At 68.1% G+C, this 15990-nt stretch carries 15 protein-coding genes and 2 tRNA genes; 4 read left to right on the forward strand and 13 right to left on the reverse strand.

The window, feature by feature from the left end; genetic code table 11:
• Positions 1-152: 152 nt before the first annotated feature.
• From FCK90_RS08945 to FCK90_RS08980, 8 genes are all read right to left on the reverse strand, one after another.
• On the reverse strand, positions 153-569 hold the full coding sequence (locus FCK90_RS08945) for a hypothetical protein (RefSeq protein WP_158033965.1): 417 nt from the start codon (positions 567-569) through the stop codon (positions 153-155).
• A 166-nt stretch (positions 570-735) separates the two neighbouring features.
• Positions 736-1341, reverse strand: coding sequence for a mycothiol-dependent nitroreductase Rv2466c family protein (locus FCK90_RS08950; RefSeq protein ID WP_158033966.1), 606 nt, complete (start codon positions 1339-1341; stop codon positions 736-738).
• A gap of 119 nt (positions 1342-1460) precedes the next feature.
• Complete coding sequence (locus FCK90_RS08955; RefSeq protein ID WP_158033967.1) at positions 1461-2006, reverse strand: DUF1697 domain-containing protein; 546 nt, start codon at positions 2004-2006, stop codon at positions 1461-1463.
• A gap of 28 nt (positions 2007-2034) precedes the next feature.
• Positions 2035-3324 carry an ATP-dependent Clp protease ATP-binding subunit ClpX gene (gene clpX / locus FCK90_RS08960; protein ID WP_158033968.1) on the reverse strand — a complete coding sequence of 430 codons (1290 nt, stop codon included), beginning with the start codon at positions 3322-3324 and terminating at the stop codon, positions 2035-2037.
• Positions 3325-3567: 243 nt separating this feature from the next.
• Complete coding sequence (locus FCK90_RS08965; protein ID WP_281347449.1) at positions 3568-4251, reverse strand: ATP-dependent Clp protease proteolytic subunit; 684 nt, start codon at positions 4249-4251, stop codon at positions 3568-3570.
• 64 nt (positions 4252-4315) lie between these two features.
• Positions 4316-4963: a ClpP family protease gene (locus tag FCK90_RS08970; RefSeq protein ID WP_425481695.1), complete on the reverse strand. Its 648-nt coding sequence runs from the start codon at positions 4961-4963 to the stop codon at positions 4316-4318.
• Between the two features lie 318 nt (positions 4964-5281).
• Positions 5282-6622 carry a trigger factor gene (tig, locus tag FCK90_RS08975; protein ID WP_158033969.1) on the reverse strand — a complete coding sequence of 447 codons (1341 nt, stop codon included), beginning with the start codon at positions 6620-6622 and terminating at the stop codon, positions 5282-5284.
• Positions 6623-6761: 139 nt separating this feature from the next.
• Positions 6762-6834: transfer RNA gene (locus FCK90_RS08980), tRNA-Pro, on the reverse strand.
• Between the two features lie 361 nt (positions 6835-7195).
• On the opposite strand from FCK90_RS08980, the gene FCK90_RS08985 reads away from it, so the two are divergent.
• Positions 7196-7266, forward strand: a tRNA-Gly gene (locus FCK90_RS08985).
• A gap of 201 nt (positions 7267-7467) precedes the next feature.
• On the opposite strand, the gene FCK90_RS08990 is transcribed toward FCK90_RS08985, so the two are convergent.
• Together FCK90_RS08990 and FCK90_RS08995 are read right to left on the reverse strand one after the other, a co-directional pair.
• Complete coding sequence (locus FCK90_RS08990) at positions 7468-8400, reverse strand: Fpg/Nei family DNA glycosylase (protein WP_158033970.1); 933 nt, start codon at positions 8398-8400, stop codon at positions 7468-7470.
• Positions 8401-8403: 3 nt separating this feature from the next.
• A complete protein-coding gene (locus FCK90_RS08995; protein WP_158033971.1) occupies positions 8404-8919 on the reverse strand; it encodes a ribose-5-phosphate isomerase in 516 nt (171 codons plus the stop codon).
• 239 nt (positions 8920-9158) lie between these two features.
• On the opposite strand from FCK90_RS08995, the gene pepN reads away from it, so the two are divergent.
• Both pepN and FCK90_RS09005 read left to right on the forward strand, forming a co-directional pair.
• Positions 9159-11717: an aminopeptidase N gene (gene pepN / locus FCK90_RS09000; protein ID WP_158033972.1), complete on the forward strand. Its 2559-nt coding sequence runs from the start codon at positions 9159-9161 to the stop codon at positions 11715-11717.
• Positions 11718-11881: 164 nt separating this feature from the next.
• Positions 11882-12334: a globin gene (locus FCK90_RS09005; protein WP_158034034.1), complete on the forward strand. Its 453-nt coding sequence runs from the start codon at positions 11882-11884 to the stop codon at positions 12332-12334.
• Positions 12335-12369: 35 nt separating this feature from the next.
• Here FCK90_RS09005 and FCK90_RS09010 read toward each other — a convergent pair whose 3' ends face one another.
• Entirely contained in the window at positions 12370-13050 is a 681-nt protein-coding gene (locus FCK90_RS09010; protein ID WP_158033973.1) for a DUF8185 domain-containing protein, read from the reverse strand.
• A 1-nt stretch (position 13051) separates the two neighbouring features.
• On the reverse strand, positions 13052-13540 hold the full coding sequence (locus tag FCK90_RS09015) for an acyl-CoA thioesterase (protein ID WP_158033974.1): 489 nt from the start codon (positions 13538-13540) through the stop codon (positions 13052-13054).
• 96 nt (positions 13541-13636) lie between these two features.
• On the opposite strand from FCK90_RS09015, the gene FCK90_RS09020 reads away from it, so the two are divergent.
• The gene (locus tag FCK90_RS09020) at positions 13637-14560 is read left to right on the forward strand and encodes an acyl-CoA thioesterase (RefSeq protein WP_181954255.1); all 924 of its coding nucleotides are present in this window, start codon (positions 13637-13639) and stop codon (positions 14558-14560) included.
• Between the two features lie 13 nt (positions 14561-14573).
• Here FCK90_RS09020 and FCK90_RS09025 read toward each other — a convergent pair whose 3' ends face one another.
• The gene (locus tag FCK90_RS09025; RefSeq protein WP_158033975.1) at positions 14574-15851 is read right to left on the reverse strand and encodes an MFS transporter; all 1278 of its coding nucleotides are present in this window, start codon (positions 15849-15851) and stop codon (positions 14574-14576) included.
• Positions 15852-15990 lie beyond the last annotated feature (139 nt).

Here is a 15990-nt window from a genome sequence, read left to right on the forward strand (position 1 = left end):
CCGCCCCTACTAGGAAAGCGCCAATGACCCATAGTAGCAATACGAAAAAGGAGATCTTGAATTCGAACACGATGATGATCAAAAAGTACGAGGCTATGCACGCACCAGTTACCACACTGAATCGTAGCAGCTCTTTCATTTATCTCACCCGATTAGTCGCATGCGTCGTCAAAATTAGGGAGCATTCCTGCAGCAAAAAATATTCCGTTGTACACAACCCCAGCCACGCCACCGCTAATTACACCGGCAGGAATACAAATCATCTCGCTAGCTGCAAAGTAAGCGGCAGCAGCAGTGATAGCCTTCCAGCACTGGCAGCAGCTATAGGACCCGGCATCACCATCCACAGAGTCTCTGTCTACCAACTCAACAGAGTCGCCGATTTCGACGCCTTCAGGAACAACAAAACGCTTCCCCTCAGTCTTTTCAGCAAACTTGTCTACCTGCTCGCGGGTACTAGACGCAGCAAAAAAATCAACATACTCCGTAACGACCTCTTCATTCGGGGCACCGGTGAAAAGCTCCATTAAAGCTTCGCTCTCACGAATTTTTTGAGATTTATACTGCATACTTCCTGATCTGCTTGCCGTGCTGCCTATCGCACGGGACGCAAAGACGTCGCGCTCGTCGTCCGTGAGGTACCCGCCCGGAAGGCACTCCGCCCATACCGGTCCGTATCCATGAGTGAACCGATAGGCGGAGTACCTCTGCAGCTGCGAGGGAAGCCCTCGACCGTCAGCTGAAGTCCGGGCCCTTCTCCCGCCCGCGCTTGAGTTCGTAGAAGCCCGGGTAGGAGGACAGGGTCAGGGCGGCATCCCAGATCCTGCCGGCCTCCTCGCCCTTGGGCGCGGGGGTGAACACGGGGCCGAAGAATCCCACGCCGTTGACCGCGATGCAGGGGGTGCCGATGTCTTTGCCGGCGACCTTCTGGGCGGCTTCCGTGGAGGCGCGGAGGGCGTCGTCGTACTGATCGGAGTCCTTGGCCGCTGCCAGCTCCGCGGGCAGGCCGACTTCCTCCAGGGACTGCTCGATGATAGGCAGCAGGCTCTCGTCGCCGCCCATGCCGCCCGGATGACGCCGGGTGCCCATCGCGTCGTAGAGCTTCTTGCGGTACTCGTCACCGTGCTGCTGCGCGGCGGCCTCGACCACGCGCACGAGCCACATGGACTCCTCGTGCCCCATGTGCTGGTTGTCGGGGTTGTCCTCGTTGAGGATGCCCAGCGAGATGATGCGCCAGTTGACCTCAACGTCGCGGATCTCCTCGACCTCGTTCATCCAGCGGGAGGTCATCCAGGCCCAGGGGCACAGGGGGTCAAACCAGAAATCGACGGTATCGCTCATCGGGCTCTCCTCACGCGGCGCAGGCGCCGCTTCATGATCTGCTTCGTGATCCTCGTGCCGCACACGGCACGTCTGGCACAACGCTACGACGACGGCCGTCCCAGCACACCCTCGACGCTCTACAACCGGGCCGTGATCTCCCGCAGCGAACGGAGGTTCCGGGCCGTTCCGCGTCTGCCGTCCGGAAGCTTGAGCCGGGTCAGGGGCTCGGCCACGCGGGATGCGGAGAGCCCCGCCGGGGTGTGCAGCCACAGGACCTCACGATCGAAGGCGACAGCGTCAAGGACATCCGGCGTCATCAACGCCCGTGCCGCGGAGCGCAGCTCTTCGGGCAGCGGGGCGGGGTAGAAGATCCCATGCACGAATCGCGGGTCCTCGACGTCGGGCCAGGGGCATCCTTCGAGGATCTCGGTCAGCCGGGCTCCCGGGAGCACCACCGCGGGAACCTCGAAGCCGAACTCGGTCGCGATCGCCCCGGACAGCTCCTCGGCCAGGACGGAGGGCTCGCGTCCGGCCGGATCGTCCGCGATCAGATTGCCGGATTGGATGTAGGTGGCCGGCTCCGTCAGGCCCGCCGAGAGCGCCAGGTCGCGCAACCGTGCCATGGGCACCTTGTGGTGACCGCCCACGTTGATCCCGCGCAGGAGGACGACGACGCGGCCCATGGTCTGTCTGTCCCCCGGTCTCAGTGCCTCAGGCCGACTTGGACTCGTCGGCCGGCTCCTCGGTGATCACCCGCGGGGCCACACCATCGGTCACGCATTCGGCGTCGACGACGACCTCCACCGCGTCCTCCACGGTGGGCAGATCGAACATGACCGGGAGCAGGACCTCTTCCAGGATGGCTCGCAGGCCTCGGGCGCCGGTGCCCCGTTCGATCGCCTTCTCGGCGATCGCCTGCAGGGCATCGGGGGCGAAGCTCAGTTCCACGCCGTCGAGGTCGAACATCTTCTGGTACTGCTTGGTCAGGGCGTTCTTGGGCTCGACCAGGATGCGCTTGAGATCCTCGTCGGTCAGCTCGTTGAGCGCGGTGATGATCGGCAGACGGCCGATGAACTCGGGGATGAGCCCGAACTTCAGCAGGTCCTCCGGCATCACCTTGCCCATGAGCTCGGAGACCGGCCCGTGGGCGATCTGCTCCACCGGGGCGCCGAAGCCGATCGAGGTCTTGCCGGCACGCGACTCCACGATGTCCTCGAGACCCGCGAAGGCGCCGGCCACGATGAACAGTACGTTCGTGGTGTCGATCTGGATGAACTCCTGCTGCGGGTGCTTGCGCCCTCCCTGGGGCGGCACGGAGGCCACGGTGCCCTCGAGGATCTTCAGCAGCGCCTGCTGGACGCCCTCACCGGAGACGTCGCGGGTGATCGAGGGGTTCTCGGACTTGCGCGAGATCTTGTCGATCTCGTCGATGTAGATGATCCCCGACTCCGCGCGCTTGACGTCGAAGTCGGCGGCCTGGATGAGCTTGAGGAGGATGTTCTCGACGTCCTCCCCCACGTAGCCGGCCTCGGTCAGGGAGGTGGCGTCGGCCACCGCGAACGGCACGTTCAGCTTGCGGGCCAGCGATTGGGCCAGATACGTCTTGCCCGAGCCGGTGGGGCCCACGAGCAGGATGTTGGACTTGGCGATCTCCACGTCCTCGTCGCCGGCGGCGGTGGCCAGCTGCAGCGGCTTCCCGGACTGGGAGGCCCGCACGCGCTTGTAGTGGTTGTAGACCGCCACGGACAGTGCGCGCTTGGCCGTCTCCTGCCCGACGACGTACTGCTGCAGGTGCTCGAAGATCTCGCGCGGTGTGGGGAGGCCCGTGTCCTCGGCGGCCTCGACTTCCGTCAGCTCTTCCTCGATGATCTCGTTGCACAGCTCGATGCACTCATCGCAGATGTACACGCCCGGCCCGGCGATGAGCTTGCGGACCTGCTTCTGGCTCTTCCCGCAGAATGAGCACTTCAGCAGATCGGCGCTTTCGCCAATGCGGGCCATGTGCACTCCTTAGAGCTGATCGGAAATAGCTGTACGACGTTCCCGGGCACCGTCAGGAGACGGTGAACGCACCGGAATGCCCACGATACGCGAGGGGTCCGACAGCGACCAACGCGACGCCGCCTCCCCGCGGTAACTTCTCCGCCGGGTGAACGCTTTTCACCGGTGCTGAGACGACAACGGCGGTCATCCGACCGCCGTCGTCGTCAGGTCACGCTGTGCCGGAGCCGTCCGGCACCCGGGTCACGGGGTGACGGTCTTGGGCTTGACCGCCTTGCGGGAGTCCAGGACGTGGTCCACGATGCCGTAGTCCTTGGCCTCGGTCGCGGTGAGGATCTTGTCGCGCTCGATGTCGCGGTTAATCTCCTCGGAGGTCTTGCCCGTGTGCAGCGCCATGGTGTCCTCCAGCCAGGTCCGCATGCGCACGATCTCGTTGGCCTGGATCTCGATGTCCGAGGCCTGCCCGCCGCCCTGGCCCTGCATCGCGGGCTGGTGGATGAGCACGCGGGCGTTCGGCAGGGCCAGGCGCTTGCCCGGGGTGCCGGCCGCCAGCAGGACGGAAGCTGCCGAGGCCGCCTGGCCCAGGCACACCGTCTGGATCTCGGGCCGGATGAACTGCATGGTGTCGTAGATGGCGGTCATCGCGGTGAAGGAGCCACCGGGCGAGTTGATGTACATGGTGATGTCGCGGTCCGAGTCCTGGGCCTCGAGCACCAGGAGCTGGGCCATGACGTCGTCGGCGGAGGCGTCGTCCACCTGCACGCCGAGGAACACGATGCGGTCCTCGAACAGCTTGGTGTACGGGTTCTGGCGCCGGTAGCCGTAGGGCGTGCGCTCCTCGAAGTCCGGCAACACGTACCGGTTGGTGGGCATGTGGCCTGCGGTCGAGCCCGGCATGTACGGCGCTCCGCCCGCCTGTCCAAACATTGAGTTCATGGAAGTCATCCTCTTGTTCGTGAAGCCGAAATGTGCGGTGAAAGCGGGGCCGGCCTCAGGAGTCCTGGTCCTTCATGGTCCCGCCGCCACCGGAGACGCCGGAGGCGTTCTGGGCGATGTGGTCGAAGAAGCCGTACTCGAGCCCGCGCTCGGCGGTGAACCAGTTGTCGCGGTCGTTGTCCTCGAGGATCTTCTCGATCGACTGGCCCGTCTGCTCTGCGGTCAGCTCCGCCAGGCGGCGCTTCATGTCCATGATCAGCTCAGCCTGAACGCGGACGTCGGAGGCGGTGCCGCCCATGCCGCCCGAGGGCTGGTGCATCAGGATGCGGGTGTTCGGGGTCGCGTAGCGCTTGCCCCGGGTACCGGAGGACAGCAGGAACTGGCCCATCGAGGCGGCCAGGCCGGTGGCCACGGTCACCACGTCGTTCGGGATCAGCTGCATGGTGTCGTAGATCGCCATGCCGGCGGTCACCGATCCACCCGGCGAGTTGATGTAGAGGTAGATATCGGCTTCAGGGTCCTCGGCCGAGAGCAACAGCATCTGCGAGCAGATCAGGTTGGCGTTGCGATCCTCGACCTGGGAGCCGAGCCAGATGATGCGTTCCTTGAGCAGGCGGTTGTAGACGTAGTCGTCCTGGCCCGCCACGGGCTGGCTGTCCATACGCGGCTGCGAATGCTGCGCAGGGGTGATCGGGGAGGTCATCAGTGCATCCCTCTTTCGCGTGTCTCGCGGTCCGGCGCGTCGCCGGGCCTCCCCCGTCCACGGCGGAACGTGACGGGTCTGGTCGGTCGGCTCCGAGCCTAGTGGACCGTCTCGCGCTGCGATCGGTTGCCCGCGCATTGTTCGCTGGCGGCGTGCGCGGCGCCGCATCCCGGCATTCCGCGCCGCGTCGGTCCCGGCGATGGCATGACCGGTGACACGACGACGGCGCCCGTTTCCGCGGATCATCTCCTGCGGGAACGGGCGCCGTCGTCGTCAGTGGATCTCAGCGCACCCGGGAGGGCTCGCCGAGAACCGGGCTCACTTGTCCTCGGACTCCTCGGAGGCCTCGGCGTCCTCGCCCTGCTCGGCTGCACCGGCCGGAGTCACGAAGGCGGTCAGGTCGACCTCGTTGCCTTCGCTGTCGACGACCTCGGCGTGCTCCAGGACCTTGGCCAGGGCCTTGCGACGGCGGACCTCGCCGACCATCATGCCCGCCTGGCCGGAGCCCTCGAGCATCTGGGCGAACTGGTTGGGATCCATGCCGTACTGCTGCGAGGTGGAGACGATGTAGTCGATCAGCTCGGACTGCTCGACGCCCAGCTCCTCCCGGTCCGCCACGGCGTCCAGGATGACCTCGTTGCGGAAGGCGGTCTTGGCGTTCTCCTCGACCTCCTCGCGGTGCTCCGCGGTGTCGTGGTCGGCCTCGGCGTTCGGGTTGTTGAAGTGCTGGTCGATCTGCTCCTTGATGACCACCTCGGGAACCTCGACCTCGACCAGGCCGACGAGCTTCTCCAGGACCTTGTCCCGGGCCTCGACGCCCTGCTCCACGACCACGGAGTCCGCGGCCTGCTTCTTCAGGTCGGCGCGCAGCTCCTCGATGGTGTCGAACTCAGAGGCCATCTGGGCGAAGTCGTCGTCGGCCTCGGGCAGCTCCCGCTCCTTGACGGCGGTGACCTGGACCTTGACGGTGGCGGTCTCGCCCGAGTGCTCGCCGCCGGCCAGCTTGGTCTCGAAGGTGGCGTCCTCCTCGGCGGACAGGCCGGTCACGGCCTCGTCCATACCCTCGAGCATGGTGCCCGAGCCGACCTCGTAGGACAGGTCGTTGGCGGCGTCCACCTCTTCGCCGTCGATCAGGGCCTGCAGGTCCAGGGAGACGAAGTCGCCCTCGGCCGCGGGGCGGTCGACGGTCTTGAGGGTGCCGAAGCGACCGCGCAGTTCGTCGAGGGCCTTCTGCTCCTCTTCCTCACCGGCGGTGCGAGCCTCGATCTCGACCTTGAGGCCCTTGTAGTCGGGCAGCTCGATCTGCGGACGCACGGTGACATCGATGGTGGCCTTCGTGGCGGCCTCGCGGTCCTCGGCCGTGGGCTGCTGGGCGACCTCGAGCTGCGGCTGGGCGATCGGGGTCAGCTCGTGCTCGGCGATGGCCTGCTGGAAGAAGGTGTCCATGGCTTCGTTGAGGGCGTTCTCGACCACGAACTCATAGCCCACGCGCTGCTCGATCAGCTTGGCGGGAACCTTGCCCGCACGGAAGCCGGGGACCTGGATCTGCTTGGCCAGGGACTTGAAGGTCTGGTCGACAAACGGCTTGAGGTCCTCGAACGGGATCTCAAGGTCGATCTTCGCCTGAGTGGGGCTGACGTTCTCGACGGTGCTCTGCACTGGGGCTGCGCTCCTGATAGGTGGGTGATTCTTGAGTTCTCAGCCGGCGTCCCAGCGCTGCGGCAACCGCTCGGGTTGCGCGGCGAGGGGCCGCGGGCACGGTATGCGACCGGTCAGGAGGCCCTGAACCGGCCGGGTGTCGGGGTGACAGGACTCGAACCTGCGATCTCCTGCTCCCAAAGCAGGCGCGCTAGCCACTGCGCTACACCCCGCGGGCGTCTACGTGCATCTTGCTTCTTGCATGCAAGGCGCAACTCCGGACGCGACCTGCCTACCTGCAGACCTGCTTACCTGCATGCAAGAAGCAATTCCGGCCACAGACATCGCAAGAGTCTAGCGCGCCGGGGCCGTGAAGCGCACTTCCTGCGGTGCTGCTGTGTCCGCCGTCGTGCTGCGGTCGCATACGTCCGGGCGCGGGCGGGGCCGACACGCTCGCCCGCGTTTGCCCCGAGGTTTGTCTCAAACCCCCGGACTCGGGTAACGTGGCATCGCTCGCGAGAGGTTCCGGCCCAGCGCTGACGGCATGGCCGATACTGGCCGATGTTTCCGTGCAGGACCGATTGCTCCGCGTGCGGGGATGTAGCTCAATGGTAGAGCCCCAGTCTTCCAAACTGGCTACGCGGGTTCGATTCCCGTCATCCCCTCCGCGTGCAAGCCGCGGCACAGCCTCCGGGCCGTGCCGCGGCTTTTTCCTTGGCTCTTCCCTTGTCCTGGATCTCTGCTGTGGCTGCCACGGTTGAGTGGTCGATCCGGTCGCGGATGAACGCCGACTGGGCATTTTGATCGCCCGTCGGCGCTGATGGGCGATCAGAACGACCACTCGCGCGTTTTCGGCTGCCTCGGGGTCAGGGCGACGACGGCGGCTGGCAGCCCGGGCACCAGAACAGATTCCGCCCGGCCAGCTCCATCTCCCTGACGGGAGTCCCGCAGTGAAGGCACGGCTCGCCCGTGCGCTTGTACACGTAGTTGGCGTGCTCGGGCCAGGCGGCGGTCTCGGGGATGCCGGGGCGGTCCTCCGGATCGGTCGTGACGATCCGGCCCAAGCGCACGCCGATCTCCATCAGCTCCCGGTTCTCCTGCCACAGCCCGAGCAGCGTCTCCTCCCCCGCGGCCCTGCTCGGCAGGAAGGGGTCCACTCCCTGCCGGAAGAGCGATTCCGCACGGAAGATATTGCCGACTCCGGCGATCACCTGCTGCTCCAGCAGCAGAGCCGCGATCGGCCGAGCCGACCGCGAGGCCCGGGCCACGAACAGGTCAGGGCTCGCCGCGGGGTTCAGCGGATCCGGACCCAGGCGTTTCAGGGCCATGGCGGCCTCGGACACGGTCTCCACGCGGCACTCCGCGGGGCCACGCAGATCAGCCCAGCCGTGCCGACCGGCCAGCCGGGCGCGCACCGCACCCACGGGCGGGTCCGGAATCACGCGGCCGTCGTCGTAGCGCAGCGCGTGAGTCCGGGACGAGCCGCTCTCGCGCTCGCCCATCTTGCGGGGCGCGCCGATGCTGGATGAGGCCGCGAACCGGTCGTCCCCGGCGAAGCTCCAGGCACCGTAGAGCCCGAGGTGGGAGCGCATGACCAGGCGATCGTCCGGGTCGGCGGGCAGCGCGAAGGTCAGGTGCAACTGCTTGCCGTAGGCGCGCGCGGAGACCAGGCGCCGCCCGTCCAGCAGCCTCGCGCCGCGTGCGAAGCGGCCCTGCGGACTGGAGACCGCGAGCTCCTCGCCCTCGAAGACCTCGCTCAGCCGCCGGGCCAGGCGGTGGATGGTGTGCCCCTCCGGCATGGTTCAGGCTCCGGTGGAGTAAGCGCGTCCCGTCAGGCCGGTCAGGAAGCCCGCGATATCGGCCGTCTCCTCGAACTCCGCGATCTGCCCGATCCGGCGCACGTGACGCTCATCGCCGCTGAACGGCGTGGCCAGGAACGCCTTGACGATCTCCAGCCCCTCTTCCCGCGAGTGCTGGCGGCCGCCCAGGGCCACCACCTGGGCATCGTTGTGCTCCCGGGCCAGCTGGGCGGTGGCGATGCTCCACGCGAGTGCGGCACGGATGCCGCGGACCTTGTTGGCCGCCATCTGCTCGCCGTTACCGGAGCCGCCCAGCACGATGCCCAGTGAATCCAGGCCCTGTTCGCGGTCGGCCAAGACGGCCTGAGCGGCGTGGATGCAGAAGGCCGGGTAGTCGTCGACGGGGTCGTAGCTCTCGGGCCCGTGGTCGATCAGCTCGTAACCCAGGGCCGAGAGCTGCTCGACCAGGTACCGGGAGAGCTCCATGCCTGCGTGGTCAGTTGCGATGTGAACGCGCATCCGCGCAACTCCTTCAGCCCTCCAACGGGGGCAGACGATGCAAATGATGACGGAAAGCTGCGACGCCGGATCGTAGGCTTCCGCGCCGCCAGGTCCGAGCGCATTGACCGGGGCAATGGCTCGGGCAGGTGCCAGCCTAATCCAGTCCCCGCCAGCCATGGCATCATGGATCGATATTCAAGCTCGTCCAATCCCCGCTCGGGTCCTCGCCCGGGGTCGCTCTGAAAGGACCGCACCTAGTGCCCGGAAAGAACCTCACCCGCGCCGAGGCCGCCGATCGCGCCGCCCTGATCTCCGTCGCCTCCTACGACGTCGTCCTGGACCTCACCACTGGGGACACGACCTTCCGCACGACGACCACCGTGACGTTCGAGGCCGAGGCCGGGGCCTCGACCTTCATCGACGCCTTCACCGCGGAGGTGCATCAGGTCACGCTCAACGGTCAGGACCTGGATCCCGCCCTCGTGGCCGACGGCGCGCGCATCCAGCTGCCGGAGCTCGCCGAGCAGAACGTGCTCGTGGTGGAGGCGGACATGTTCTACACCAACACGGGTGAGGGACTGCACCGCTTCGTGGACCCCGTGGACCGGGAGGTCTACCTCTACTCCCAGTTCGAGGTGGCCGACACCCGCCGGATGTTCCCGGTGTTCGAGCAGCCGGACCTGAAGTCCCGGTTCGCCTTCACGGTCACCGCCCCGGATCACTGGCAAGTGATCTCCAACCAGCCGACCCCCGAGCCCGCAGCGGCCGGGGACGGCAAGGCGACCTGGGCCTTCAGCGCTACGCCCCTGCTGCCCCCGTACATCACGGCACTCGTGGCCGGCCCGTACGACGTCGTCCGGGACGAGCTGACCTCCTCGGACGGCCGCACCATCCCCCTCGGCGTCTTCGCGCGGAAATCCCTGATGGAATACGTCGACGCCGAGGAGATCTTCGAGATCACCAAGCAGGGCTTCGAGTTCTACGAGGCCCAGTTCGACACCCCGTACCCCTTCGAGAAGTACGACCAGCTCTTCGTACCCCAGTTCAACGCCGGGGCGATGGAGAACGCGGGCTGCGTGACGTTCGTGGAGGCCTATGTCTTCCGCTCGCGCCCCACCCAGGCCCGGGTGGAACGCCGGGTGATCACCGTGCTGCACGAACTCGCCCACATGTGGTTCGGCAACCTGGTGACCATGCGGTGGTGGAACGACCTGTGGCTCAACGAGTCCTTCGCCGAGTACGCCTCGACCCTGGCCTCCGCGCAGGCCACCCGGTACGACAACGCGTGGACCACGTTCGCCGCCATGGAGAAGTCCTGGGCCTTCGAGCAGGACCAGCTGCCCACCACCCACCCCGTCAAGGCCGAGATCAGCGACCTGGAGGACGTGCTCGTCAACTTCGACGGCATCACCTACGCCAAGGGTGCCTCCGTCCTCAAGCAGCTGGTCGCCTGGGTGGGCCAGGAGCAGTTCATGCAGGGCCTGCGCACCTACTTCGCCAAGCACGGCTGGGCCAACGCCGAGCTCAAGGACCTCATGGCCGAGCTCGAGAGCGCCTCCGGCCGGGACCTGAAGGACTGGACCTCCCGCTGGCTCGAGGACTCGGGGGTCAACACCCTGCGCCCCGACTGCGTACGCGACGACGACAACATCATGACCTCGTTCGCCATCGTCCAGACGGCGCCCGATGAGTACCCCGTTCTGCGCCCGCACCGCCTGGCCATCGGGTTCTACGACGTCGACGACTCCACCGGGCAGCTGGTGCGCAACCACAGGGTGGAGATCGACGTGGAGGGCTCCCGCACCGAGGTGCCCGAGCTGGTGGGCGTGGAGGCCCCCGATCTGGTCCTGGTCAACGACGACGATCTGGCCTACGCCAAGATCCGCCTGGACGAGTACTCCCAGGACACCGTGACCGAGCACCTCAAGGACTTCGCCGAATCCCTGCCGCGCGCCCTGGTGTGGCAGGCGGCCTGGGATGGGGTGCACGACGCCGTCGCCCCGGCCCGCGGTTATGTGGAGACGGTCCTGAACAACATCGGCGCCGAGACCGACTCGACCACCGTGCAGGTGCAGCTGCGCCAGCTCGACACTGTGCTGGACGGCTATATCGCCGAGGAGGACCGGGAGGCCTTCGCCGTCGACGCCGCGGAGCGCCTGTGGCATCTGGTCGTCTCCGCCGAACCCGGCTCCGACAACCAGCTCCAGTTCGTCAGGGCCTACGCCCGCCGCGCCCGCACCGCGCAGCAGCTGGACCGGATCGACGGCCTGGACTCGGGCGAGCTGCTGCTGGACGGCCTGGAGATCGACACCGACCTGCGCTGGGCCCTCCTGACCTCCCTGACCGCCGGCGGCCGGGTGGGCGCCGACGCCGTGGACGCGGCTCTGAGCCGCGACGACACCGAGCACGGCGCCATCGCCGCGGCACAGGCCCGTGCCGCCATCCCCACCGCCGAGGCCAAGGCCTCCGTGTGGGATTCCGTGGTCGAGGTGGGCTCCATGCCCAACTCCCTGCAGGAGGCCGCGATCGCCGGCTTCCGGCAGGCACCCGACGACGATCTCCTCTCCCCCTACGTCGCCAAGTACTTCGAGACGGTGACCGAGATCTACCGGGAGCGCTCCCACGAGATCGCCGAGCAGATCGCGGTGGGGATGTTCCCCCGGATCCCCCGGCAGTCCACGGTGGATGCCGCCGACGCGTTCCTGGCAGGCTTGCCCGAGAACCTCAACGGCCTGCGCCGGCTGGTCCTGGAGGGCCGGGACCGGGTGGCCAGGGCCGTCGCGGCCCAGGAAGTCGATACGAGAGCCCAAGCATGACGGAGACACCAGAACACCGGAACGACCGCACCGGGCAGCCACAGTCCGGCTCCATCCCTGCCCCTGCGGAGAGCCCGGAGCCTCCGACCAACCCCCAGGCCGCGGCCGCCCCGGATGCCCGGATCATCCCCGTCGGCCGCCCCCTCTCGGCCATGCGCAGGCCCATGAAGCAGGTGGGAGACCGCCGCGCAGAAGCCGGCACTGCGGGTGGTGGGTCCGCGACGCCTCAGGCGAACCCGGCATCGGCGTCGTTCTACGACCAGATCGGGGGTCATGAGACCTTCGAGAAGCTCGTGCACGAGTTCTACCGGCGCGTGGCGGCCGATCCCGAGTTCCGCGCCATGTACCCCGAGCAGGATCTGGGACCGGCCGAGCGCCGGTTGCGGATGTTCCTGGAGCAGTACTGGGGCGGGCCGACCACCTACTCCGAGGAACGGGGGCACCCGCGGCTGCGGATGCGGCACATGCCGTTCAGGATCGACTCGCACGCCCGGGACACGTGGCTCGAGCACATGCGCGCCGCCGTCGACACCCTGGACCTCTCGCCCCTGCACGAGGGCATCCTGTGGGACTACCTGGAACGGGCGGCCCATTCCCTAGTCAACGCGCCCGGATGATCCGCCCCTGAGCGGAGGCGGAGACCGGCCATCGGTCAGGACCGGGTCAGCACGAAGCCCCCGGGGCAGGACAGCCGCGTCCAGGAGCCGTTGACGGCCACCGCGATCCGGGAGTCGTCGTCGGACCGGATGAAACCCAGGGCCCAGGCCGCGAAGGCGGCACCATCGGGAACCTCCCACGCCCCGGGGCCGTCTGCGGCGGGAATCCGGCCCCAGTCCGAGACCCGGCTCCAGATCGCGGACCGGACCCGCTGCACGATCTCGCGTCCGGAGTCGGTGGGCACCGTGCGGGCGACCTCCTCCGTGCCGGCCTTGGCGGTGTGCACCAGCTCCTGAGCGGGGATTGCCCCTACCGACTCCCATCCCGCCAGCGACGGCGAGATCCCGGCCCATGCGGCCTTCTCGTCATAGGGCGGCAGGCGCAGGGTGGAATCACCGGTGCCCTGGGTCCGCGGCAGCCGGTCGAGCACGGGTCCCAGCCCGACGACGGCGTCGAGGGCGGACGGTTCCGCCAGCCCGGCGGTGCGCAGCCCCAGGACCGTGGGGGTGGTGTCCAGCAGGCCGGAGCGGGCCAGCACGCAGGTCCAGATGCCGATCGCTCCTCCCACCCCCTGGAAGCGGACGGCGCCGTCGGCGTCGATGGACCGGGCTCGGGTGAGGTAGGCGCGGATGTCCTCGACCGAGGCGGTGTCGACCAGCTGGAAGAACCGCGCCATCTCACTCCCCTCCCGGCCGGCGGCCGAAGGCCACCGGCTCGGCCTGGTAGAAGGCCAGGAAACGGCGCTGCTCGTCAGTGAGGGGCTGCGGCTCTCCCGTCCCGCGGTCGATCTGCACGGTGGTGGACTGGGCGACCGCGAATACCGTGCCGCCGTCGCCGCGCTCGCTGTCGCGCTCCTGGAGGCGGTAGTTGAGGACGTAGGAGGTCCTGCCGACGTGCGAGACCCACACCTGGGCCACGATGGGATCCAGGCGATAGTGCAGCTGGGCGGTGTACTCGACCTCCTGACGGCCCACCACGGTCAGGTGCCCGCCGGTGAGCTTGCGGAAGGTCGTGCCGTCGGGCACCCCCTCGATGCCCTCGATCCGCATCTCGCTCAGGCGCACGCGAGCGTCCTCCAGATACTGGAGCTGGACCACGTTGTTCACGTGGCCGAAGGAGTCGATGTCGCCGAAGCGCATGTGGACGGGCACGCCGAGGGAAGTCATGTCCTCCATGGAAACACACCCCGTCGCGAGCCGCCGCCCAGCCGCGGGCGAAGAAGACGTGCGGTGACATCGGACCGGCATCGTAGAGTGATCGTCATGAGCACCGAGCAGAATCGAGATCCGGTCAGCGACCCCTCCCTGGATCCCACCCAGGCACTGGTGGAGATGCTTGAGCTGAGCAGTGAGGGCGGGGTCCGCACTCACGAGGACATCTTCGTGGGACGCACGATCACCTCTCCTCGGGGGTCCGTCTTCGGGGGTCAGGTGATGGCGCAGGCCGCCACCGCGGCGATGCGCACGGTGGACGAGGAACGCGTGATCCACTCGATGCACGGCTATTTCCTGCGGGCGGGCAACACCCACGAGCCCATCACCTTCGGGGTCGAGCGCATGCGCGACGGCCGCTCGTTCTCCACCCGGCGGGTGCACGCCTACCAGTTCGGGACCCCGATCCTGTCGGGGATCTTCTCCTTCCAGACCCCGTCCCAGGGTCTCGAGCACCAGGACGAGTGCCCCAAGGGCATGCCGGATCCCGAGTCGCTGCCGACGGCGCAGGACATGCTGGGGCACATCGACCTGCCGCAGGCCCGCGCGGTGGCGTATGAACGTCCGTTCGACATCCGCTACATCACCCCGGCGATCTTCCTGGAGCCCGACGAGCGCCGGGATCCGTTCAACGCCGTGTGGGTGCGCACGCACAAGCGCCTGCCCGACGACCCCCGCCTGCACCAGGCCGCCCTGGCCTATGTCTCGGACTACGTCATGCTGGAACCCGCCCTGCGCCGGCACGGCAAGTCGTGGATCGATCCGGGCATGAACCTCGCCTCGCTCGATCACGCGATGTGGTGGCACCGGCCGGCCCGCGCGGACGAGTGGCTGCTCTACGTGCAGGCCTCGCCCTCGGCTTCGGGCGCCCGTGCGCTGGGCGAGGGCCGGATGTTCGACCGGGAGGGCAACCTGGTGGCCACGACCATGCAGGAGGGCATGGTCAGGCTCCCCGAGTTCAGGGACGCCGACTAGCTCCTCTCCCCGGCTAGCTCCTCTCCCGGACGGCCCGCCCCCACCGGGCCTGGTGGTGACGGCACACGGCGATGCCGACGGCGACCGCTGCGAGGCCGCTTGCGGCCGCCATCCCGTAGCCGGTCACGGAGGCCGTCAGCAGCCCGGCCCAGGCGCCGATGGTTCCCGCGAGCATGCTGATCGAGGTCAGGAGCGTGAAATCGGCTCCCGCGTGAGAGGGCCTGGAGAGATTCAGGTTGACCGCGTAGATCCCCGTGTTCATCACGGTGTAGCCCGACAGCACCAGGCAGGCGCCGACCGCCGCCAGGATCGAGGCGGCGGGTGCCGGGACCGCCGGATGCGCCGTGATCGCCGGCATCAGGCTCAGTCCCCCGGTCAGCTGGATCGCCGCGCCGAGCACCATGGTGGGCGCCTTGCCCCACCGGCCGCACAGCACGCCGCCGAGCAGCCCCGCCCCCAGCGCCGGGACGGAGGCGACGACCGAGGTGACCACGCCGATGCGGGTCAGGCTCCAGCCAGCGTCCACCAGGGCTGGGGTGACCAGCGACCACATGGCGGCTGAGCCCAAGGACACCAGCGGAACCGCGATCAGCCCCCAGGTTCTAGCGCCGGGCTGCGCGAGGACGCCGAACATGTCGGAGAGCCGCAGCCGCCCGGACGCGGCCGCCTCGCGCTGCGGCTCCTCGTACCGCAGCACCGGGATCATGGCCGCCGCCGTGAACAGCACGAGCAGCAAGACCGCGGCCCGCCACCCCCACAGGTCGTAGACCCACAGGGCCAGTCCGCCGCCGATCACGGTCCCGATGTAGCTCGCGGCCACCTGCACGCCCGCGCCCGCATCGTGCCGGGAGGCCGGGAGCCCCCGGACGGACAGCGCGTCCGCGGCGACGTCCTGCGTGGCCGAGAACAGGACGAACGCGGCTGCCAGGGCCACCACAGCGGTCAGTCCTCCCATCGGGTCGCCGATCAGCGCCAGGCCCAGCAGGCTGAGCACCATGAGGGTCTGGAGCAGGATCACCCAGGAACGATGGTGCCCCGACCGTGCGCGCAGCGGCCACCGGTCCAGGAGGGGAGCCCACAGGAACTTCAGCGGCCAGGCCAGCCCGAGCAGCTGCAGCGCGGACAGCGTGCTCAGCTGAGCTCCGCCGTCGCGCAGGATGCCGGTGAGGCCGGTCTGCAGGAACGATGCCCCGATGAACTGGGTGGTGTACAGCGCCCACAGCAGCAGCCACAACGACGTCGCCGTGCCGCCGCTCGCACGGCGGGGCGCGGTGGCGACGGGGGTCTTCACGCGGCTTCCTCCCGCCCGGCTCTCGCGCTCGAATGTCAAAAGGGCCTCCTCGTAGCCGGCGCCCCGGCCCGCGTGACGGGACGACGGGCGCCTCGGAATCGCCGACGCCGCAGGTCACCAGGATGTGTGCGTCCGCTCA

The sequence above is a fragment of the Kocuria coralli genome, from assembly GCF_008831305.1.
Lineage (GTDB): Bacteria > Actinomycetota > Actinomycetes > Actinomycetales > Micrococcaceae > Kocuria > Kocuria coralli.